The sequence below is a fragment of the Streptomyces aurantiogriseus genome, from assembly GCF_014649375.1.
GTDB classification, from domain to species: Bacteria; Actinomycetota; Actinomycetes; order Streptomycetales; family Streptomycetaceae; genus Streptomyces; species Streptomyces aurantiogriseus.
Genome location: NZ_BMSX01000001.1, coordinates 316,486 through 337,344, shown reverse-complemented (window position 1 = coordinate 337,344; position 20,859 = coordinate 316,486). Strand labels below are relative to the sequence as shown.

18 protein-coding genes are annotated in these 20,859 nt (G+C 74.0%); 12 read left to right on the top strand and 6 right to left on the bottom strand.

Features of this window, described 5'->3' with window-relative positions:
- Nucleotides 1-19: 19 nt before the first annotated feature.
- Nucleotides 20-847: an alpha/beta fold hydrolase gene (locus tag IE263_RS01600; protein ID WP_189931349.1), complete on the bottom strand. Its 828-nt coding sequence runs from the start codon at nucleotides 845-847 to the stop codon at nucleotides 20-22.
- Between the two features lie 77 nt (nucleotides 848-924).
- On the opposite strand from IE263_RS01600, the gene IE263_RS01595 reads away from it, so the two are divergent.
- Complete coding sequence (locus tag IE263_RS01595; RefSeq protein ID WP_189931348.1) at nucleotides 925-2,256, top strand: aminotransferase-like domain-containing protein; 1,332 nt, start codon at nucleotides 925-927, stop codon at nucleotides 2,254-2,256.
- Between the two features lie 115 nt (nucleotides 2,257-2,371).
- Here the strand turns inward: IE263_RS01595 and IE263_RS01590 are convergent, their stop codons facing one another.
- Nucleotides 2,372-3,280, bottom strand: a complete 909-nt coding sequence (locus tag IE263_RS01590; RefSeq protein WP_189931347.1) for a hypothetical protein — start codon at nucleotides 3,278-3,280, stop codon at nucleotides 2,372-2,374.
- A gap of 155 nt (nucleotides 3,281-3,435) precedes the next feature.
- Here IE263_RS01590 and IE263_RS01585 point away from each other — a divergent pair, with 155 nt between their 5' ends.
- Complete coding sequence (locus IE263_RS01585) at nucleotides 3,436-3,855, top strand: SH3 domain-containing protein (RefSeq protein WP_189931345.1); 420 nt, start codon at nucleotides 3,436-3,438, stop codon at nucleotides 3,853-3,855.
- Between the two features lie 58 nt (nucleotides 3,856-3,913).
- On the opposite strand, the gene IE263_RS01580 is transcribed toward IE263_RS01585, so the two are convergent.
- On the bottom strand, nucleotides 3,914-4,354 hold the full coding sequence (locus IE263_RS01580) for a hypothetical protein (RefSeq protein WP_189931343.1): 441 nt from the start codon (nucleotides 4,352-4,354) through the stop codon (nucleotides 3,914-3,916).
- Nucleotides 4,355-4,470: 116 nt separating this feature from the next.
- Between IE263_RS01580 and IE263_RS01575 the strand changes: the two genes are divergently transcribed.
- Entirely contained in the window at nucleotides 4,471-5,685 is a 1,215-nt protein-coding gene (locus IE263_RS01575; RefSeq protein ID WP_189931340.1) for a PP2C family protein-serine/threonine phosphatase, read from the top strand.
- A gap of 64 nt (nucleotides 5,686-5,749) precedes the next feature.
- Nucleotides 5,750-7,000 carry a hypothetical protein gene (locus tag IE263_RS01570; protein ID WP_189931338.1) on the top strand — a complete coding sequence of 417 codons (1,251 nt, stop codon included), beginning with the start codon at nucleotides 5,750-5,752 and terminating at the stop codon, nucleotides 6,998-7,000.
- Between the two features lie 78 nt (nucleotides 7,001-7,078).
- Here the strand turns inward: IE263_RS01570 and IE263_RS01565 are convergent, their stop codons facing one another.
- Nucleotides 7,079-7,936, bottom strand: a complete 858-nt coding sequence (locus tag IE263_RS01565) for an NPP1 family protein (RefSeq protein WP_189931337.1) — start codon at nucleotides 7,934-7,936, stop codon at nucleotides 7,079-7,081.
- A 235-nt stretch (nucleotides 7,937-8,171) separates the two neighbouring features.
- Between IE263_RS01565 and IE263_RS01560 the strand changes: the two genes are divergently transcribed.
- The gene (locus tag IE263_RS01560) at nucleotides 8,172-11,909 is read left to right on the top strand and encodes an nSTAND1 domain-containing NTPase (protein WP_189931335.1); all 3,738 of its coding nucleotides are present in this window, start codon (nucleotides 8,172-8,174) and stop codon (nucleotides 11,907-11,909) included.
- Nucleotides 11,910-12,050: 141 nt separating this feature from the next.
- Nucleotides 12,051-12,713 carry a Uma2 family endonuclease gene (locus IE263_RS01555; protein WP_189931333.1) on the top strand — a complete coding sequence of 221 codons (663 nt, stop codon included), beginning with the start codon at nucleotides 12,051-12,053 and terminating at the stop codon, nucleotides 12,711-12,713.
- A gap of 1 nt (nucleotide 12,714) precedes the next feature.
- Here IE263_RS01555 and IE263_RS01550 read toward each other — a convergent pair whose 3' ends face one another.
- A complete protein-coding gene (locus tag IE263_RS01550; protein ID WP_189931331.1) occupies nucleotides 12,715-12,891 on the bottom strand; it encodes a hypothetical protein in 177 nt (58 codons plus the stop codon).
- A gap of 160 nt (nucleotides 12,892-13,051) precedes the next feature.
- Here IE263_RS01550 and IE263_RS01545 point away from each other — a divergent pair, with 160 nt between their 5' ends.
- The 4 genes from IE263_RS01545 to IE263_RS01530 all read left to right on the top strand — a co-directional run bounded on the left by IE263_RS01545 (nucleotide 13,052) and on the right by IE263_RS01530 (nucleotide 17,099).
- Nucleotides 13,052-14,395, top strand: a complete 1,344-nt coding sequence (locus IE263_RS01545) for a helix-turn-helix domain-containing protein (protein ID WP_189931329.1) — start codon at nucleotides 13,052-13,054, stop codon at nucleotides 14,393-14,395.
- A gap of 150 nt (nucleotides 14,396-14,545) precedes the next feature.
- Nucleotides 14,546-15,559 carry a permease gene (locus tag IE263_RS01540; protein ID WP_229910748.1) on the top strand — a complete coding sequence of 338 codons (1,014 nt, stop codon included), beginning with the start codon at nucleotides 14,546-14,548 and terminating at the stop codon, nucleotides 15,557-15,559.
- Complete coding sequence (locus IE263_RS01535; protein WP_189931327.1) at nucleotides 15,556-16,305, top strand: TIGR03943 family putative permease subunit; 750 nt, start codon at nucleotides 15,556-15,558, stop codon at nucleotides 16,303-16,305. Before IE263_RS01540 ends, IE263_RS01535 begins: the two co-directional genes overlap by 4 nt.
- Nucleotides 16,306-16,358: 53 nt before the next feature.
- Nucleotides 16,359-17,099, top strand: a complete 741-nt coding sequence (locus IE263_RS01530) for a GAF and ANTAR domain-containing protein (protein ID WP_189931325.1) — start codon at nucleotides 16,359-16,361, stop codon at nucleotides 17,097-17,099.
- Nucleotides 17,100-17,222: 123 nt separating this feature from the next.
- Here the strand turns inward: IE263_RS01530 and IE263_RS01525 are convergent, their stop codons facing one another.
- Complete coding sequence (locus IE263_RS01525) at nucleotides 17,223-17,996, bottom strand: hypothetical protein (protein ID WP_189931324.1); 774 nt, start codon at nucleotides 17,994-17,996, stop codon at nucleotides 17,223-17,225.
- A gap of 400 nt (nucleotides 17,997-18,396) precedes the next feature.
- Between IE263_RS01525 and thrS the strand changes: the two genes are divergently transcribed.
- The gene (gene thrS / locus IE263_RS01520) at nucleotides 18,397-19,629 is read left to right on the top strand and encodes a threonine--tRNA ligase (protein WP_189931323.1); all 1,233 of its coding nucleotides are present in this window, start codon (nucleotides 18,397-18,399) and stop codon (nucleotides 19,627-19,629) included.
- 96 nt (nucleotides 19,630-19,725) lie between these two features.
- The gene (locus IE263_RS01515) at nucleotides 19,726-20,685 is read left to right on the top strand and encodes a nucleoside hydrolase (RefSeq protein ID WP_189931322.1); all 960 of its coding nucleotides are present in this window, start codon (nucleotides 19,726-19,728) and stop codon (nucleotides 20,683-20,685) included.
- Nucleotides 20,686-20,859 lie beyond the last annotated feature (174 nt).

Below are 20,859 nucleotides of genomic sequence, written 5' to 3'. Positions count from 1 at the left end.
CACGGGATCAAAGGAATGATCAGCCGTGGACACGCCCGTCGACACAGCCGGCGACGTGGTCGTCGACACCACCGTCCACACGGCTCAGGAACTCCCCCAACACCCCGTTGAACTCTCCCGCCCGCTCCAGATTCGGCATGTGCGCGGACCCCTCGATGACCCTCAGGACGGAGTCCGGGACGAGGGCGTGCATGTCCTCGGCGTCGGACACCGGGGTGAACTCGTCGTCCGCGCCGACGACGATCAGGGTGGGGACGGTGACGCGGGTGAGGAGGGGGCGGTAGTCGGGGCGTTCGGCGCGGCCGCGCAGGGCCGCGGCGGCGCCCTCGGGCGGGGTGGCGGTCATCATGCGGTGGACGTGGGCCTTGACCTCGGGGTCGGCGTAGGGGGCGACCATCTTGTCCAGGACCTCGTCGGCGTAGCCGCGCATGCCCTCGCGCAGCAGGCGGTCGGCCATCCGGTTGCGGGCCGCCCTGCCGGCGGGTGTCTCCGGGGCCGGGAAGGTGTCGGCGAGGACGAGGCCGACGATGCGGTCGCCGAAGCGGTCGTAGCACTCCATCGCGATCTGGCCGCCCATCGACAGGCCGGCCAGGACGCAGGTGTCCGCCTTCAGGTCGTCCAGGAGCTCCTCGATGTCCTGGGCGAAGCGGGAGAGGGGGGTGAGGCCGGGGGCGACGGGGGAGGTGCCGTAGCCGCGCAGGTCGGGGGCGATGACGCGGCGGCTGGAGGCGAAGGCCTCCACCTGGGGGGCCCACATGGTGTGGTCGAAGGGGTGGCCGTGGATGAGGACGAGAGGGGCAAGGGTGGTATCCGTGCCTTTGTCCTCGTATGCGAGGAAGGGTGCCATGGCGTCGACCCTAGGGTCGGGCAACTCCTCGGTGCAATAAGATCTTTGCTCTCGGTGCAATGTCATGGGGGGACCGGGTGGACGACTACCGACGTATCGCCGACCGCATCGCCGACGACATCGCCGCCGGACGGCTGGTCCCCGGCCAACAGCTCCCGCCACAGCGGCGTTTCGCCCGACGGCACCGCATCGCCGCCTCGACGGCCGGGCGGGTGTACGGCGAACTCGTGCGGCGCGGGCTGGTGGTGGGCGAGGTCGGCCGCGGGACCTTCGTGCGGGCCACCCCGGTGGTCGAGCAGGGGCGGGCGCTCGTCGAGACGGCCACGGCCGCTCCGGTGAACCTGGAGCTCAACTACCCGTCCGCGCCGGGCCAGTCCGAGCTGCTGACGCCTGCCCTCACCCCGCTGCTCAGGCCGGATGTGCTGAGCGAGGCGATGCGTCCGGCCGCCGCCGACGGCACCGCCGCCGCCCGCGCGGCCGCGGCCGACCTGCTCGGCCTCCCCGGCTGGCGCCCCGACCCCGGCCGGTTCCTCTTCACGGGCAACGCCCGCCAGGCCATCGCCGCCGCCCTCGCCTCCCTGGTCCGGCCGGGCGGCCGGGTCGGAGTGGAGCAACTGACGTATCCCCTGGTCAAGGAGATCGCGGCCCGGTTGGGGATCGTGCTGGTGCCGATCGCCGGTGACGGGGAGGGCCTACGACCGGACGCCGTCGCCGCCGCCCACCGCACCGCTCCCCTCTCCGCCCTCTACGTCCAGCCCGCCCTGCACAACCCGACATCGCTGCGGACGAGTGATGGGCGGCTGCGTGAACTCGCGGGCACGATACGGGCCTTGGGCATCCCGGCCGTCGAGGACCGCATCTGGTCCTTCCTCCAGCCGGACGCCGTCCCGCTCGCCGCTCACGCACCCGAGCTGACCCATGTCGTCGACGGGCTGTCCAAGCGGGTCGCGCCGGGACTGACCGTCGGCTTCCTCGTCGTACCGCCGCACCGGGTCGAGGCGGTGGCCGGCGCGGTGCGGTCCGGGGGGTGGAGTGCGGGGCGGTTCGCGTTGGAGGCGGCGGTGCGGTGGGCCGGGGACGGGACCGTGGCACGCCTGGTGGCGGCGAAGCGGGCCGACGCGGCGCGCCGCCAGCGGCTGCTGGCGGACCGCCTGGACGGTTTCACCGTCCACACCGCCCCGCACGCCTACTTCGCCTGGTGGGAACTCCCCGCCCCCTGGCGGGCGGACACTTTCACAGCGGCAGCCGCCACCCACGGCATCGCCCTCACCCCCGGCACAGCCTTCACCGTCGACCCGCACCGCACCCCGAACGCGGTGCGGCTGGGGCTCGCGTCCGCGGGGGAGGAGGAGTTGGGGCGGGCCTTGGGGGTGCTTGCGGGGGTGGCGCGGGGGGTGGGGCTTGGGTGAGGGGGCGGAGTTGCGGGGCGCAAGGGGAGGCGTCGGTGGGGGTGCGGAAGGCGGCGCTGGGGGGCAGGGGGCGGAGCCCCCCGCTGGGGTCTGGGGGCGAAGACCCGGAGGGCGTTCACCCTGTGTCCAGCCGAGTCGGATGAGTGGTGGGTGAGTGCCCGGGATCCGGGGCGGAGCCCCGGGCCGGAACACGGAGGTACCGGGTGAACCACACCCCGCCCGCCACTGTCAGCCCCAGCGCCAACAGCAGCCAGGACGCCGTGCGCAGCGTCGCGGTGAGGGTGTCGTAGACGGCCGCCGCGGCCGGGCGGTGGCTGTGGTCGGGGAGGTCCGCGAGGGTGAGGTGGCGGCCGATGGCCACCGCGAGGCCGAGGAACGCGCCGCCCAGGGCCGTGCCGAGGGCCGTCGCGGTGAGGGCGCGGCGGCGGCAGGCCGCCACGGCGATGCCGGTGACGGCGAGCGCGACGGCCGTGAGGGGGAGCCAGAAACCGGCGACGTCGAGCACGTGATAGCCCTTCCGGAGTGCGGCCAGGTCACGGGCGGGGAGGACGGTGACCCGGCTGTGCGGTATCGGGACGCGTTTCGCGAACGGCAGCCGCTCGGCGGCGAGTTGGCGCTGGATGCGGGCGGCCACCGGCGTCAGGTCCACGGTGACGTCGCCGACGCGGTCGTCGCGCAGGGCGGCCATGACCGACTGGTGCGTGGCCTCGTTGGCCGCGTCCCACCCGGCGTGGAAGGCCCGGGTGCGGGTGAAGGAGAGCACCGCGTCGTGCACGAAGGGGGCCACCTCCGCGGACGGCCGGCGCCCGTCGCGGGCCGCCTCCCGCAGGATGCCCTCACCGACCGTGTCCGCGACGGCGTCCCGTACGGCGGGGTCGGAGGCCAGCGGCGCCATCGTGGTGACGTAGCGTCCGGTGTCCGTCAGCCCGTACGCCGCCCAGGCCGCCAGTGTGCCGAAGGGCAGCAGGAGGCAGGCGAGGGCGATGAGGACGGCCGAGACGGCGGTCCGCAGGCGTCGGGACACGCCTCCAGGCAACGCGGTGCGGGCGAGGGGGCGCGAGCGGGACTCCGCCAGTGGAGTGGCGTCCGGCAACCCCTGGCCGACCTGGGGACTCCGCTCTCCGGTGGAGGGTTCACCCGAACGGGTGTCTCATGGATCTGGGGAGAAGGAGGTCGATCATGCGCACCACTCCGGCCCTGCGGACCCTGGCCGCGGCCCTGCTCACCGGTGGCACCCTCGCCGTCACGGCGGCGGGCACCACAGCGGCGGCAGCGCCCCGCACGGACCTGAACCTGCGACAGTCACCCACCACCCAAGCAACCGTCGTCGCAACGCTTGCGCCCGTCGGCCACGGCGGCGGCGGTGTCCAGTGCGTGGTCCTCGGGTACAGCTGGGACGGCACCCCGTACTGGTACTGCGTCGATTCGTCGCCGCAGTGGAGGGACAGGGACCGGGGCAACTGGGCGGACCCGTTCTGGAACAACTCCTGGAACAACTCCTGGAACAACTCCTGGAACAACTCCTGGAACAACTCCTGGAACTTCGGTTCTTCCGCAGCCTCGTCGAGCGGGTGGGAGTGGATCTCGCTCGCGCGGTGAGTGGAGGGATGAGGGAAACGTGGGCCCCGGCGAGGAACCGCCGGGGTCCACGTACGCGTCAGCTGATGCGGTGTCCTTCCGCGTCCTCGTGCGTGTAGTAGCGATAGAACAGCACCGCGAAGAAGCCCGCCGCGATCGCCACCGCGACGCCCGTGGAGTACACGACGCTCGACCCGGCCTGGTTGATCAGGAAGCCGGACGCGCAGCCGGCGAACGCCGACCACAGCAGCGCGTGCTGTTCCCGCTTCATCCGCGGGGCCACGGCGCGTACGCCGATGTACAGCACGGCGAACACGAGCGCGGTGACGAAGCCGAACAGGACGTTCCAGCCGGTGATGGGCCCGCCGCTGCGCTGGTTGGCCGCGGCCCAGTAGCCGTAGACGAGCCCGAGCACGACGGGCAGCGCCCACTTCGCGATCCTGTGGGTCCGCTCGCTGAAGACGTCGGGTGTCGTCGTGGGAGGGGTCCGCATTCCCAGCGCGGGTGCCGGATGAGCCATGAGAGCACTCCTCTCTCCTCGCCCCCGGCTTCCAGGGCACACCTCGGCGGGGGCCGGTGGCAAGTCGGCGTCGCGGTCGGGGTGCGACCTGTGGCCGCGCGTGCTTCGCTGACCTCATGAAGCGGGGCCAGGGGCTGCTCGACCGCTACCCGCGGGCCCGGCGCCGGGACGTGCTGCAACGCCACCAGCTGCTGCAGATCCGCGGCCGTAGCGTGACCTGGCTGGTGCCGTTGCTGACGCTCGTCGTCATCGCGGTCGTCGACTACAACACCACCGGCGAGTTCCGGATCGTCGCCTGGTGTGTGTTCGTCGCCGCCATCGCGGCCGTGCTGTGCGGGGTGTGGACGACGGCGCTCTTCGCGGTGCTCGCGCTCATCACGTACGTCGAGGCGGACGCCGCCTGGCCCGAGGAGTACCGTGCGGGTCCCGCCGACTTCGTCCTCGTCCTCGTCGGCGGGGTGCTCTCCGTCCTCGCCGCCGACATGCGGGTGCGCGCGGAGCGGCGGATGCTGCACATGCGGCACATCGCCGAGACCACCCGCCGCACGGTGCTGCGCCCGCTGCCGCCCGGCTGGGGCGGCCTCGACCACGCCGCGGTCTACCTCGCCGCGGACGCCGACGCCCGGATGGGCGGCGACTTCTACGACATCCAGCCCGGCCTGCACGGCACCCGCGTCCTCCTCGGTGACGTGCAGGGAAAGGGGCTGGGCGCGGTGGAGGCGGCGGCCGCGCTGCTCGGCACCTTCCGTGAGGCCGCCTACCACGAGGCGGACCTCGCGACCGTCGCCGAACGCCTGGAGACCCGGATGCGGCGCCACCGCGTCCACACCGTCGCCCTCGGCCGCGACGACGGCGACCGCTTCGCCACCGCCGTCCTCCTCGGCTTCCCCGAGGGCGAGACCGGTGCGGTCGAGTGTGTCGGCTTCGGCCACGAGCCGCCGCTCGCGCTCGGTCCGGCGGGGGTACGGCAGCTGCCATGCGGCGACGGGCTCCCTCTGGGCCTCGGTGACCTCACCTCCGGCGGTTCCCCGTCCGTCCTGAACGTCCCCCTCGCCGCCGAGGAGACGTTGCTGCTGGTCACCGACGGTGTCACCGAGGCCCGTGACAGCACCGGCGCCTTCTACCCGCTCGCCGACGACCTCGCCGAGGCCCTCACCCGCGATCCCCGCACCGCCGAGCCCGGCCGCCTCGTCGCCTACGTCCGCGACCGCACCCTGCGCCACTGCGGCGGGCATCTCGACGACGACACGACGATCTTCGCGGTGCGGCGGATGGGGGCCGGGGGCGCCGAGGGCGACGAAGGCCCCGTACGGGGACGTTTGCAGTCCTGAGGTCCACCTTTGCAGCAGCAGCGGTTACGGTGCTGACGTACGGTGATCGACAGGGGGAGGGACGATGCCTGGAACCGTGCTGCTGCTCGCGGCCTCACCCGTGGGCAAGGGGTGCCTGGTGGACGCGGCGTCCGTGCTTCCCGTGCTCGCGGCCGTACCGCCCGCGGTGCTGGCCGGGACCGACACCGCGAACGTCGTCGAGCTCGCCGATCCGCTGGAGCCGCAGGCGGTGCTCACCCGGCTGCGGGCCGCCGCGGCGGCGACCGGGCCGCTGACGCTGTTCGTCACCGGGCAGCTCCAGCTCGACCGGCGTCAGCGGCTGCCCCATCTGGCGCTGGCCCGTACGACGCCGGCGACCGTCCGGTACACCGCGTTTCCCTGGCACTGGTTCCGGGAGGAGCTGCGGTTGCGGCCGGTGGGGTCGACGACGCTGCTGCTCGACCTGCACGCGGACGCGGAGACATGGGCGTGGTTGCGGGGGCATGCCCTGGACTGCGGGCCCGGCGTCGCCGTGCACGGTCGTGTCGCGCCGCCGGCGGGGCGGCGGAGGGTGGCCGCGCCGACGTACATGAAGGCGGTCGCGACGATATTGCGGAGCGGTGGCCGGCCGGCGGCGGAGCAGTTGCATCAGATGGCGTTGGCTCGTGTCGCCGGGGAGGGGGAGGTGGGGGACCTGGTGCTGTCCGGGGTCGGTACCGGCGCCGGTCCCGGGGTGGGTTACGCCCCCGCCGCCCCTGCCCGTCCCGTCCCTGGGGGCTACCGCCCCCAGCCTCCCGCATCGGCCCCGCACGGGCCTCGTCCTCAAGCGCCGGACAGGCTGACGTTCCCCGCACCACCGACGAACGAGCCCACCGCGGCCCGCACCGCCCCCCGAGCCGCCACCACCGACACGACCGACCCCCACGCCGCCATCACCACGGCCGTCCAGTCCGGGAACCACGCCGACGCCGACGCCCTCGCCGCCCGCTGGGAGCAGGCCGCAGTGGCCGCGCACGGGCCGGGGTCGGAGGAGGCGTTGCACTGGGCCGAGGTGCGGGCCGATCTGGCGATGTTCGCGGGGGACGCCGAGCGCAGCTGCCGTACGTGGATGGCGGTCGCCGCCGCCCGCCTGTCCGCCGGCCAGCCGGTCGACGCGCCCGCAGTGGAGGCAGCCGTGGACCGCGCCCACCACCAGTGGGGCCGCATCACGGACGCCCCCCGCGCCCGCGAACTCGGCCCCGCCCTCGCCGACCTCCGCAGCCGGGTCCCGGGCCGCCGCGAGGGTGCCCTGGACCACGTCCGCAAACAACTGCACCAGCTGCAGACCCAGGGCTGAACTCGGGCCCGCGCAGGCGGAGAGCGGCCACCGGCGGGGGTGGGGGAGATGCCGCCGGCGGCCGCGGTCCGGGTGGGGTCAGCTCCAGGCGTTGAAGCGGATGTCGGACGGCTTGGCCTTGTTCAGGGTGTTGCGGAAGCGGTCGCCCTTGTCCTGGAGCGGGAAGTTGGCCTGGCCCCACTCGGAGTTCGCGAGCGCGTTGAACGCCGTGCGGTTCTTGCTCCACAGGGTGTCGTAGGGGACGAGGGCCGGGCGGTCCCAGCCGCCGTTGCCCCACGCCTCCGCCCGCTCGCCCACCTTGGCGAAGCGGAACGCGTGCGTGCCGAACTCGCCGTCCTTGTGGTAGACGACCTTGAAGCGCTTGCCCTCCCGCTCCACGTCGTTGAACCGCTTGGTGGTGTAGTTGCCGTGGGCGGAGGTGGACACGTAGCTGGGCCACTGGTCGCCGTTGCGGTACCAGACCACGGCGGCCTCCCAGTCGTGCCGGTGCCCGATGTCGAGGACCTTGTTGCCCTGGTCCTTCTCGAAGTACAGGGTGTAGACGATGCCGCACCAGCCGGTGCCCTTGTCGCACTTGGCCCGCGAGTAGGTGTTGGCCCTGCCGAGGTGGTCCCGCCCGCAGCTGCCGTTGAGCGCTCCGGAGGGGTTGAGGCCGCCGTTGAGCCGACCGCTCGAGTCGACGGCCGCCGCCGGGTAGCAGCCGTCCGAGTCGTAGTCGAACCAGGGCTGGAACATCTCCTGCACCGGGGCGCCCTGCCCCATGTACGGGAAGGGGTTCAGCAGGGCGGCGTTCGCGCTGCCGGTCAGACCGATGGTCAGCGCGGCGGCGCTGCCCACGACGACGGCGGCCCTGCCGAGGCGGGACGCTCTCTTGCTCCTGCCTGCCTCGGAGCTGCTCTCGACTGCCTCGGACCTGCTCTTGATTGCCTGGGACATGCGGTGGCTCTCCACGTGCTGTCAGTGCGGTCGCCCGGCTGGTCGGGCCGGGCGCACCGGGCCGGGAACCGGCGCGGCGCAACCGACGTTCACATCCGCGGAGTTGATTGGCAGCCCCCTTCACCAGGCCAATCAATGCAGAAAACGCTCGCTTCTCTGTTCGGACACCCGTCACTCACCTGTCATCAACACCGCGTACGAAGGCGGTCGGAGCAGCGCGGAAGCAGGTGAACGCATGGGGCGTCCCGAAAGACCCGTCGACCCCGAGGCCGGTCCCGTTCAGCGGCTCGCGCACGAGCTGCGGGAGCTGCGCCGGACGGCCGGCGGCCCGTCGTACCGGACGATGGCCCGCACGGCCGGCTTCTCCGCGACCACGCTGTCGCAGGCGGCGTCCGGCGAACGGCTGCCGTCGCTCGCCGTCCTCCAGGGGTACGTACGGGCCTGCGGCGGCGACCTGGAGGAGTGGGAGCTGCGGTGGAAGGAGGCCGAGGCGGCGGCCGCCGTGGGTGAGGAGGGGGACGGCGCGGCGCCCTACCGGGGGCTGGCCCGCTTCGAGACCGACGACCGGCACCTCTTCTTCGGCCGGGACCGCATGGTCGAGGAGCTCAGCCGGCTGGTGTGCGACCACCGGCTGGCGGTGCTGTTCGGGCCCTCCGGCAGCGGCAAGTCCTCGCTGCTGCGGGCCGGGCTGATACCCCGCCTCCGCGAGGAGATCGCCCGGCGCGGCGATACGGCCGTGCTGCGGGTGTTCACCCCGGGGGCGCGGCCCGCGCAGACGTACGGGCATCTGCTGCGGCCCGCCGCGGACTGGCCGGCGAACTGGGTGGTGGTCGACCAGTTCGAGGAGGTCTTCACCCTCTGCCGGGACCGCGCCGAACGCGCCCGCTTCATCGACCTGCTGCTCGCCGCCCGTGCCCCCGCAAGCCGCCTGCGCGTCCTGCTCACCGTCCGCGCCGACTTCTACGCCCGCTGCGCCGAGCACCGCGGCCTCGCCGACGCCCTCTCCGGCGCCGGGCTGCTGCTCGGCCCGATGACCGCGGACGAGCTGCGGGAGGCGGTGGTGCGCCCGGCGCAGGCGGCGGGGCTGCTCGTCGAACGCGAGCTGACCACGCGGATCGTCGACGAGGTCCTCGACCAGCCCGGCGGCCTGCCGATGCTCTCGCACGCCCTCCTGGAGACCTGGCGTCGCCGCAGGGGCCGCATGCTCACCCTCGGCGCGTACGAGGCGGCCGGCGGGGTGCGCGGCGCGATCGCCGCGACCGCCGAGGAGGTGTACGGCGAGCTGTCGCCCCAGCAGGCGACGACGGCCCGGCACCTGCTGCTGCGGCTCGTCGCGCCCGGCCAGGCGGGCACCCCGGACACCCGCCGCCCCCTCACCCGCGCCGAACTCGACGCGTGGGCGGACCCGTCGGTGCCCCTGGTCGTCGAACGACTGGCCCGCGCCCGGCTGCTCACCGTCGCCGAGGACGGCGTCCAGCTCGCCCACGAGGCCCTTCTGACCTGCTGGCCCCGGCTGCACGGCTGGCTGGAGGAGGACCGCGAACGGCTGCGCCACCACCGGCGCCTGACCGACGCCGCCCGCGTCTGGCTGGAGCACGACCGCGACCCCGGCACCCTGTACCGGGGCAGCCGGCTCGCGCGCGTGGAGGAACTGTTCCCCGACCACGCGCGCGACAGCACGCTCACCGCGCCCGAGCGCGCCTTCGTACGGGCCTCGCTCACCGCCCGCGCGGTGGAGCAGGACACGGCGGCCCGTTCCGCGCGCCGGGCCCGGACGCTGGTGGCCGCGCTGTCCGCCGTGCTCGCGGTGGCGCTGCTCGCCGGCCTGACCGCGTGGCACCAGGCCCGCGACAACGCGCGCCAGCACACCGACACGGCCGCCCGCCGCATCGCCGCCGTCGCCGACGGTCTGCGCACCACCGACCCGCGCGCGGCGATGCTGCTCGGTGTGGCCGCCTGGCGGGTCTCGCCGCTGCCCGAGTCCCGGCGGGCGCTGCTCGGCGCGCTCGCCCAGCCGGAACAGGACACCTTCACCGACCCCGCCCCCGGCGACGGCCCGCGTCGCTTCCTCGCCGACTCCGGCCGCACCCTGCTCAGCGTGGCCGACGGCCGCTGGACGGCCTGGGACGTGACCGCGCACCGCCGTACCCGCTCCGGCCGGCTCCCCGACGGCACGGACACGGTCCGCGCGGTGTCCCCGGACGCCCGCCTCCTCGCCGTGTCCACGGCCGACGGCCTGCGTCTGTGGGACACCCGGGCCGCCCGCTGGACCGGCGGCCCGCGCCGCCCGGCCTCCGGCTGGTACGACCTCGGCTTCGCCCCCGGCGGCGACACCTACCTCCTCAGCGGCATCGACGACGACTGGGTCCAGCTCCGCTCAGCCGCCGACGGCCGCCTGCTGTTCGAAACCGGGGGGACGGCGGGCCGCGCGAACGTGGCGGTCTCCCCGGCGGGCGACGCCGTGATGACCTGCCCGGTCGGCGCGGCACCCACGGTCCGCAGGGCGGGCCGCACCGTCCCCGGCGCCTGGCAGCGGGCGAGCGGAGTCTGCACGGACACCTCGGCCCTCGTCCCCGCCCCGCCCGGCACCACCCGCTTCGCGGCCCTCACCGACACCGGCGTCCAGGTCTGGGACACGAGGACCGGCCGCGAACTCGCCGGCCTCCCCGCCCCCGCCGCCTACGCCACCTTCAGCCCCGACGGCTCCTTCCTCGCGACCGCCGACCGCGGCGAGGTCCGCGTCTGGCGCCTGTCCGCCCCCCAGGCCCCCGTCTTCCGCCACGCCCTGAACAACCAGCACCTGTACGGCGGCCTGGCGTGGGACCCGGTCCACCCCGTCCTGCGCTACCTGGAGGGCGGCACCGTCCACTCCCTCGACGTGACGGCCCCGACGACGAAGGCCTGGCGGGACCGCCCCCTGGCCGACACCCTCCTCAGCCCCGACGGCCGCACCCTGGCCACGGCGGAGCGCACCGGCACCCACTACACCTTCCGCCTCCGGCCCACGAGCGGCACCGGCACCCCACGCACCCTCCCCGCCCCACCCCTCCCCGTCTCCCGTGACCGCGCCCTGCCGGTCGTCCCGGCGGACACCCTCCCCCTGATGACGTTCAGCCCGGACGGCTCGACCTTCGCGTACGGTGTCTCGGCCCCCGGCAGGGAGGCTGCCCCGCAGCGGATCACGGTGTGGGACGTGCGGAAGGACCACGGCAGGACGACCCTGGACCTGGTGCCGTCGCCGGCGGACCCGGCGGGTGCGGTGCTCTCGCTGGCCCTCTCCCCGGACGCCCGCACCCTCTACGCGGCCCGCACGGACCGGGTGGGCGAGGTGGTCGACGAGGCGTGGACCGTCCCGACCGGCCGCCGAGCGCCCCTCCCGCGCGGCCTGACCGGCATCCACCTCGCCGTCCGCCCCGACGGCGGACTGCTCCTCTCCGACACCAGCACGGTCCCTCTCCCCTCGGGCCGGTCCCTGCGGCGCGACCTGGTCCAGGGCGAGCAGCTCGGCGCCCTGGCCTTCGACGCGGAGGGCTCCCTGCTGGCCGCCGGCGACATGACCGGCCGCGTGGCCCTCTGGGACAGCGACCTCCGCCGGCGCTCCGGGGTCCTGCGCAACGTCTTCCCGGCCCCCCTCGGCGACACCCCCGAGGCCGTCGCCGCCCTGGCCCTCAGCCCCGACGGCCGCACCCTCGCGGTCGGCGGCGACGCGGGCACCCTCCAACTCTGGGACGTGGCGACCCAACAGCCCCTGGGCGACCCGGTCCCCACAGCGGGCGAGGCCATCGAGTCCCTCTCCTTCAGCCCCGACAGCACCACCCTGTACGCCTCCGGCACCCACGTCCCCCTCCAGCGCCACGTGATCGACCCGGCCCGGGTGGTGGAACGGGTGTGCGCGCGAGCGGGAGCGGGCCTGACGAGGGAGCAGTGGAGGACGTACGTGCCGGACGCCGGGTACCGGAGGACGTGCGACTAGGCAGGCCGTGGGACAGGGGCCGGCCGTGGGCGGGCCGTGCGGAAACGTACCAGCACACTCGTTCGAGTGAACGGCTCCGGATTCCCTCTCCGGGCTCCCCGTCTACGCTGGGAGGGTCGCGCTGAGCGAAGGAGGTCTGTCATGGCGACGGCGGAGCCGATCATCATGCCGGGGTACCAGGGCGAGGCCATTTACGGCCCCTATGACGACGCTGACGGCGACAGCGACAGCGACGCGGACAGCGGCGTGCCCAGCCATGAGGGCGCGAGCGTCGAGCAGGTCTTCCAGCTCATCAGTGCGACGGCTCCCAGGGGCTGGCGCGTGGAGCTGATCGAAGGGGAGATCTGCGTGACGCCTCCGGCCAACGGGGAGCACGAGGAGATCGTGTCGGAGCTGACGGAGCAAATCATCGACCGCCGACAAGACCGGTCCCTGCGCAATTGCACAGGCATCGGCCTGAACGTCCCCGGCGCCTCCGTGACCGGTCACGTCGTCCCCGACCTCGCCATCGCCCCCAAGGGCACCTTCGACGACAAGGAAGAGTGGCACGACCCCTCCGCCGTCCTCCTCGTCGCCGAGGTCGCCTCGGCCGGCACCGCCGACCGGGACCGCGAGAAGAAGATCCTCGGCTATGCCCGCGCCGGCATCCCCCTCTACCTCCTGATCGACCGCGAGGAGGGTGCGGTGACGGTCCACTCCGAGCCGTCCGGCGACCAGTACGCCAAGGCGTCGAAGTGCAAGCTGGGCCTCACCGTGCCGCTGCCCGCCCCCCTCGGGTTCGACCTGGACACGGCGGAGTTCTGACTCACCCGCCCCGCACCTGGCCCTCCGCCACGGCCGGTGCCGGCCGGGTGCCCTCCGCGTGGGCCGGGACCGCGTTGGCCGCGATCACCAGGGCCGCCACGGCGAGGACGGCCGCCGCGACGGCTCTGGCGTACCGATGCGAAGAGCGTCCGTAGGGTGCGGATGTGCGTCCGTGCACGGCAACCTCGCAGCGTCGGCGACTACGGCGGACAAAAAGCGACTTCTGCCACGGCTGTTGGCGTCAACCGTGTATTAAGCATGCTTAAGTCGCCGTTTAACCTAGGGGCTGGGCCAGCCGAACGGCAAGGGGCCCAGGGGCAGTTGGGGGGAGTCGGGGCGTGGGAACGCGGGACGAACCGGAGGTCATCGGGCGCCGTGTGCAGCGAATGCGGGTCGAACGGGGACTGACACAACGGCAGTTGGCCGAACCGACCTACACCCCTGCCTACGTCTCGACGCTGGAGGCGGGCCGGGTGCGCCCCTCCGACGAGGCGCTCAAACACATCGCCGCCCGGTTGGGCGTGGACTTCGAGGAACTGGCCACCGGCCGCTCCGCGCGCCTGGTCACCGACCTCCGCCTGCGCCTCACCGAGGCCCAGCGGGCCCTGGCCACCGGGGAGGCCGAGGAGGCGACGGCCCAGTACACCGCGCTGCTGGCGGAGTCCGAGGAGTACGGCCTCGTGGAGGAGCAGGCCACCGCCCTGCTGGGCCTCGGGGAGTGCGCCCTGGCCACCGGCGACCTGGAACTGGGCCGCGAGCACTTCGAACGGGCGGAGGCCTGCCTGGCCGACTCCCCGCTCCCGGTACGGGTACCGGCGCTCCGGGGCCGGGCGGTGGCCCACTACCTGGCAGGCGAGCTCCGCTACGCGGTCTACCTGCTGGAATCCACCCTCGACGAACTCAACAGGTCCGGCCTGCAAGACCCCGACGCCCTGCTCCTCCTCTACGCCTCCGTCATCGGCCCCTACATGGACATGGGCGCCCACGCCCGCGCCGCCCAGGCCGCCGAGTTCGCCCTCGCCCTCGCTCCCCGGGTCGGCGACCCCGCCCTCGTCGCCCGCATGCACCGCTCCGTCGCCCGCACTCTCCTCGCCGAGGGCCGCCTGGCCGAGGCCGACGCCTCCCTCGCCAAGGCCGCCGAGCTGTACCGTCAGCTCCAGCTCCGTACCGAACTCGCCAACTGTCACTGGATGCGCGGCTACGTCTACGCCCAGAACAACCAACTCGAGCGAGCCGAGGACGAGTTGAAGCAGGCCCACACCATGCTCGCCGCCCAGCACGCAGCCCTCTACAGCAGCCAGGCCGCCGTGGAACTGGCCGACGTACTGCGCCGGCGCGGCAAGTCCGAAGAGGCCGCCGAACTCCTGCACGGCGTCCTCGGAGACCTCTCCCCCGAACGCGGAGCCGTCCACTCCGCCGGCGCCCACCGCCTCCTCGGCATCATCGCCGAGGACGCCCGCGACACCGAGGCCGCCGAGGAGCACTACGTCCGAGCCCTGAGCCTCCTGGAACGCGCCGGCGCCGCCGGCGACCTGGCCGACCTCTGCCGCCTCCTGGGCGACCTGTTACGCCGCACAGGAAGAGTGGAAGCAGCCCTGGACGCCTATCGAACGGGCCTTGGCCATCGCACGGCCCCGGGGACGACGACCCTGGGCCCGGCTCCCGCCCAGCCCCCGCTCTAGTTCTCTCGCCCCTGCTGCCCTTATCCCAAAACGCCGGACAGGCTGGGTACACCCGCTCCCTCGTCACAGCTGTGTCTTCGCCGAATCCGAGGCGGTCCACAGCCGTCCCCGCTAGCGTCCCGAGGACACCCACCGGCGGGATGAGAGCGCGTGCAGAACCAACGAACCGTGGCCGACGGCCTCCGTTTCGCCGTGCGCGCGCTCGTCCACGCCGTCCTGGGCGGCGCCGCGCTCGTCGCCATCGCGACCGTCGTCTCCGTACTCGGCCCGACGCTCGCGCTCGACCTCTACACCCCGCCCGTGGCCGCCTGGTGGACGGTGTTCACGGCCGTCGCCGTCCAGGGGGTGCCCTTCCTCCTCCTCGGCACGGTCGTCTCGGCGGCGATCGGCGCGTTCGTGCCGGAGCGGGTGCTGAAGCGGCTGCTCCCGCGCAGACAGGCGCTCGCCGTGCCGGTCGCCGGGGTCGCCGGGGCCGTACTGCCCGGCTGCGAGTGCGCGTCCGTACCGGTGGCCGGGAGCCTGATGCGGCGCGGGGTGGCGCCGGCGGCGGCCCTCGCCTTCCTCCTCTCGGCACCCGCGATCAACCCGGTCGTCCTCGTCGCGACCTCGATCGCGTTCCCGGACCAACCGCACATGGTCCTGGCCCGGCTCCTCGCCTCGCTCGGCACCGCCGTCGTCATGGGCTGGCTGTGGGCGAGGTTCGGCAAGGAGGAGTGGCTGCGGCTGCCCCGCCGGGCAGCCCCCCACGCCAACGGCACCGCCACCGGCGCCCGAGCCTTCCTCGCCGGCCTCCAGCACGACTTCCTGCACGCCGGCGGCTTCCTCGTCCTGGGCGCGGCGGCCGCGGCGACCTTCAACATCGTCGTCCCGGCGTCGGTCCTGGACGTGTTCACCGGCTCCCCCTGGACGGCGGTGCTGCTGCTGGCCCTGCTGGCGGTCGTGCTCTGCGTGTGCAGCGAGGCGGACGCCTTCGTCGCCGCGTCGCTGAGCGCGTTCCCGGCGACCGCGCGGCTGGCGTTCATGGTGGTCGGCCCGATGGTCGACCTGAAACTGATCGCACTGCAGGCGGGCACCTTCGGCCGCGCCTTCGCCGTGCGGTTCGCGTCCGTGACCTGGGTGGTGGCCGTGGCGGCCAGCGTGTTCGTAGGGTGGTGGCTCCTGTGAGGCGATACGGAACGGCGGTCCTGCTCCTCCTCACCGGCGGGGCGGTCCTGCGCATCACGCTCTTCAGCGAGCTGTACCTGCGGTACGTACAGGCGGGCCTGCGCCCGTACCTGATCGTGTCCGGGGCGGCGCTGGTGCTGCTGGGCCTGGCGACGGCGGTACTGCGGAGCCGTACACCGGACGATCACGTTGCCCTGGCCTGCGAGGACCAGCACGGACACGACGAACAAGAGGCCCCCCACAGCCACCACCGCACCCCCCGCACAGCCTGGCTCCTCACCCTCCCCGCCGTCGCCCTCCTCCTCTTCCCGCCCCCCGCCCTCGGCTCCTACAGCGCCGCCCGCGAGGCCGCCCAACGCGCCGCCCAGGGCGTCGGCACCTTCCCTGCGCTCCCGGCCGGGAACCCCGTGGAGCTGACCGTGGCCGAGTTCAGCTCGCGGGCGATCTACGACAGCCGCCGCTCCCTGAAGGGCCGTACCGTCCGCCTGACCGGCTTCGTCACCCACGGCGACGACGGCACCTGGTACGTCACCCGCCTCACCGTCAGCTGCTGCGCCGCCGACGCCACCACCAGCAAGGCCGAGGTCCGCGGCGCGGACGCGCTGCCCGCCGACACCTGGGTCACCGTCACCGGCACCTGGCACCCGAAGGGCGCCCTCGGCTCCGACGAGGCCTGGCCGCCGGTCCTCGACGTGACGACGGTGACGCAGGTGAAGCAGCCGGCGGACCCGTACGAGAAGCCGTAGCGGCACTGGTTTTCCCGGCGGGCGGGGGGTACCCGGCCGACGACGGAGAGGCGGTGCGGCGGCCGTGGGCGGAGGTGATCGCCGTGCGGGACCGGGAACGGATCGCCGACGTGATCGCCCAGGAGGTGCGGGGCGCCGAGCCGGGCGAGGTGCCGGAGCGGCTGTGTGCCGCCGCGGTGCGGCTGCTGCCGGTGAGCGGCGCGAGCGTGTCGCTGCGCGGCGAGGGGATGCCCGTACCGCTGAGCGCGAGCAGTGAGCGGGCCGCGCATCTGATGGAGGTGCAGGCCACGCTGGGGGACGGGCCCTGTCTGCGGGCCGCGGAGACCGGTACGCCCGTCTTCGCCTCCGACCTCACGACCGGCCGGGACGCCACCCGCTGGCCGGTGTTCGCCCAGCAGGCGGCGGCGTCCGGGGTGCGCGCGGTGTACGCGCTGCCACTCGGAGACCGGGCGGTGTGCGTGGGCACCCTCGACCTCTACCGGGACGTCCCCGGCGAGCTGGCCGACGACGAGGTCCGTACGGCGCGGCTCGTGGCCGACGTCCTGACGGTGGCGCTGATGGCGCTGCCGCGCGGCGAGGAGGCCGGCCGGCAGGGCGACGGGCTCTGGCTGAGCCCGCTGGCCACCGACCACGACGAGGTGTACCAGGCCGTCGGCATGGTCATGGCCCAGCGCGGCGTCGCCTCCGACGAGGCCCTGTCCCTGCTGCGCGCCCACGCCTTCGCGGAGGGCCGCACGGTCCTGGACGTGGCGCACGAGGTGGTGGTGAGGACGACACGCTTCGACACGGACTGAGCCCGGTCGCACGGACTGACTCCGGTCGCACGGACTGGGCCCGGTCGCACGGACTGGGCCCGGTCACATGGCCTGACTCCGGTCGCACGGACTGGGCCCGGTCATACGGACTGACCTGCTCGCCTACACCTGCACCCGCCCCTGCTTCCTCACCTCCGTCAGCCGCTGCACCCCCAGCTGCACGGCCGCCTGCGTGGCCTCGTTCGGTACGTCGTTCAGACCGCCGTTGACGAGCGCGAAGGTGTCCTGGCCGGCGCGGACGGCGGCCACGTCGAGGGCGAGGGAGAGCGGGTCGCCGTCGCCGTCGGTGCTCCAGTCGGTCAGCGTCACCCGCAGCCCCTGGCGGACGTCACCCACCTCCGGCAGGGGCAGCTCGGCGACGGTGACGTCCAGCACGGTGTCGTTCGGCGCGTTCGCGGAGAAGCGCGCGCACCTCTCCGGCAGCGTCCGCAGCCAGGCCAGCGCGCGGTCGGCGTCCGCCGGGCGGCGGTCGGTGAGCTGGTAGCGCAACTGGGCCTCGGTGTCGAGGTCGTCGAGGGCGACGACCGCGCGGGCCGGGGCGCCGAGCAGCTCGTCGGAGTACAGGCCGTCGAGGAGCTTCTGGCAGTCGGCGGTCGGGGTGGTGGCCTTGAGCATGCCGTCCCGCCAGGTGGCGGCGCCGCGTGTCGGGCTCCAGGGCGCGCCGAGGTCGGTGTCGCTGATGAGGGCGGCGTGCGCCTGGGCGTCCGTGAGGACGGGGGAGGCGGTCGGCGCGGACGGCTTGCCCGGCGACGGCTGGACGGTCGGCGCGGCCTGGCGGGCGGTCGGCGGGTGCTCCAGCCCGAGGGTGGCGCAGGAGGCGACGGTGAGGAGCCCGGCGACGGAGAGGGCGGAGGCGAGGAGGGTACGGCGGGTCATCGGGGGGTGCCTCCTGCTGGACGGTGAGGGTGCCTCCTCTCACGGCAACACCACGCCTGCGGGCCGACCAGCGCGGCGGGCCGTCCGGGTTACGGGGGTTGGTGCGGGCGGGTGGCCGCCGTGACCGGATGCGTAACCGGATGCCGGGCCACTCGCCCTGGCCGTCAGTCCCGGCCGAAAGCCGCATCCGCGGCCTCAGCCGTATCCGCAGCCCCCGAAAACAGATCGCCCCTCCCCCACCCCCTTGCTACGCTCCCGCCATGCAGCGCGCCCACGTCTCCCTCACGACGACGCCGGAGAGTGTCCCGGCGCGCTGACCACTGGATGTCCGAAGCCCCGGGGCGAGTGCCCCGGGGCTTCGTCGTGCGGGTACTCGCCTCTCTCCCGAGAGGAACCCACCGTGGAACCCACCCCGAACGACCACCGCCGCCTCGGCCGCGACCTCGCCCTCTTCGACACCGACCCCCTGATGGGCGCCGGTCTCCCCTACTGGCTCCCCGACGGGGCCGCCGTCCGCCACACCCTGGAGGAGTACGTCCGCGAGGCCGAGCGAGCCGCCGGCTACCGGCACGTGTACTCGCCCGTCCTCGGCAAACGCGACCTGTACGAGATCTCGGGCCACTGGGACCACTACCGCGACGACATGTTCCCGCCTATGGACCTGGGCGCGGAGCAGGTCGTCCTGCGCCCCAGCCTCTGCCCCCACCACGCGCTGATCTACCGCTCCCGCTCCCACAGCTACCGCGAACTCCCTCTCCGTATCGCCGAGTTGGGCGGCATGTACCGCTCGGAGCTGTCCGGTGTCCTCGGTGGCCTGACCCGCGTCCGGGCCATCCACCTCAACGACGCGCACATCTTCTGCACCCTCGACCAGGCCGTCGAGGAGGCCCGCGCGGCCCTCGCCCTGATCGCCCGCGCCTACGCCGACCTCGGCATCCGTGCCTCCCGGTACCGCCTGTCCCTCCCGGGTGAGGGCGGCAAGTACGTGGCCGACCCGGAGCTCTGGCGCAGGGCCACCGCGCTCCTCAGGGAAGTCCTGGACAACTCCGGCATCGCGTACGAGGCCGCCGAGGGCGAAGCCGCCTTCTACGGCCCCAAGATCGACGTACAGATCACCGATCCCGTCGGCCGTGAGGCCACCCTCTCCACCGTCCAGATCGACTTCCACCAGCCCGAACGCTTCGACCTGCACTACGTCGGCGCCGACGGCGCGAAACACCGCCCCGTCATGGTCCACCGCAGCATCATCGGCAGCGTGGAACGAGCCGTCGCCTACCTCATCGAGCAGCACGGCGGCGCCTTCCCGGCCTGGCTCGCGCCCGTGCAGCTGGCGGTGCTGCCGGTGGCGGAGGCGCAGGAGGAGCGGGCGCACGAGGTCGTACGGCAGGCGGTGGCGCGCGGGCTGCGGGCGGAGGTGCACGGCCCCGGCGAGGGCACCCTCGGCGCCCGGATCCGGGCGGCGCGGCTCGTGCCGTACCAGGCGGTGATCGGGGAGCGGGAGGCCGACGGCGGGCTGGTGGCCGTACGGCTGCGGGACGGGCGACGGCCGGGGGCGGTGCCCGTGGCGGAGCTCCTGGACCGGATCGCGGCCCGGGTCGCGGAACGCGGCACCGAACTGTGGCCCGCTGCGTAAGGTCGCTCTCGTACACCTGGCTCGAGCACCTGGCTCGAACACGTCTCGTCCGCGGAGACTCGAACGCATCTCGTACACGGAGAGAGGAGCGCCGCCGTGACCGGTCGGCCCATCCCGGTGATCATCGACTGCGACACGGGCGTCGACGACGCCCTGGCCCTGCTGTTCGCCGTACGGCATCCCGGTCTCGATGTGCGCGCGGTGACCTGCGTGGCCGGGAACACCGGCGTGGACGGGGTGGTCCGCAACACCCTGACCGTGCTGGAGCAGGCCGGCGCCGGTGACATCCCGGTGGCCCGGGGCGCCGAGTGTCCGCTGATCGAGCCGCTGCGCACCTCCCCGGTGCACGGGCAGGACGGGATGGGCGACCTCGGGCTGCCCGCACCGACCCGGCGCCCTGTCGACGTGGACGCGGTGACGCTGCTGCGGCGGGAGATCCTCGCCTCGCCGCGCCCGGTCATCCTCATCCCCACCGCGCCGCTGACCAACATCGCCCTGCTTCTGCGTACGCACCCGGAGGTGGTGCGGAACATCGAGCGGATCGTGTTCATGGGCGGCGCGGTGGAGATCGGGAACGCCACGCCGGTCGCGGAGTTCAACGTGTGGCACGACCCGGAGGCGGCCGCGATCCTGCTGACCGCCGGGGTGCCGATCACGATGTACGGCCTGGACGTGTTCCGGCAGGTCGTCGTCCCGGCCGCGGACGTCCGGCGGCTGCGCACGAGCTCCGAGCCCCGCCTCCGTCTGGCCGGCGAACTCCTCGCCCACCGCGACCCGGCCGCCTCCGACGACCCCGCCCCCGCGGGTGGCCTCGGCGACGCGGGCGCCGTCTGCGCGGTCGCCGACCCGGAGGGCCTGACCACCGAACTGCTCCCGGTCGAGGTCTCCCTGGCCCCCGGACCCACCCGAGGCCAGACGATCGTCGACCGCCGCCCCCGCCCCGGCGAGTCCGAGATCCATGGGGGCCCCCGCGAACAGGCCCTGGTGGACGTGGCGTTGGGCGTCGACGTCGAGCGGTACGTGAATCTGTGGCTGACGACGGTGGAGAAGCCGTAACAGCCGCGGCAGCCCGCAGCGCCCGGGGTCAGCGAACGACGCCGGCCGGTTTCCCACGGCCCGGCCGGCGTCGAGTCACTGATCCCGCTGCTGGCGCGTTTTGAGCAGGTCGGGTCGCTGCAGTTCGGCAGCGCCCCGAAGGGGCGCGGGGAACTGCGCGACCAGCCACGACGA

What these genes read in the sequence shown, in the direction of transcription:
- IE263_RS01525 (WP_189931324.1), bottom strand. Translation starts at nt 17,996, where the DNA reads ATGACCCGCCGTACCCTCCTCGCCTCCGCCCTCTCCGTCGCCGGGCTC.
- IE263_RS01580 (WP_189931343.1), bottom strand. Translation starts at nt 4,354, where the DNA reads ATGGCTCATCCGGCACCCGCGCTGGGAATGCGGACCCCTCCCACGACG.
- IE263_RS01600 (WP_189931349.1), bottom strand. Translation starts at nt 847, where the DNA reads ATGGCACCCTTCCTCGCATACGAGGACAAAGGCACGGATACCACCCTT.
- IE263_RS01560 (WP_189931335.1), top strand. Translation starts at nt 8,172, where the DNA reads ATGGGGCGTCCCGAAAGACCCGTCGACCCCGAGGCCGGTCCCGTTCAG.
- IE263_RS01585 (WP_189931345.1), top strand. Translation starts at nt 3,436, where the DNA reads ATGCGCACCACTCCGGCCCTGCGGACCCTGGCCGCGGCCCTGCTCACC.
- IE263_RS01555 (WP_189931333.1), top strand. Translation starts at nt 12,051, where the DNA reads ATGGCGACGGCGGAGCCGATCATCATGCCGGGGTACCAGGGCGAGGCC.
- IE263_RS01565 (WP_189931337.1), bottom strand. Translation starts at nt 7,936, where the DNA reads ATGTCCCAGGCAATCAAGAGCAGGTCCGAGGCAGTCGAGAGCAGCTCC.
- IE263_RS01570 (WP_189931338.1), top strand. Translation starts at nt 5,750, where the DNA reads ATGCCTGGAACCGTGCTGCTGCTCGCGGCCTCACCCGTGGGCAAGGGG.
- IE263_RS01575 (WP_189931340.1), top strand. Translation starts at nt 4,471, where the DNA reads ATGAAGCGGGGCCAGGGGCTGCTCGACCGCTACCCGCGGGCCCGGCGC.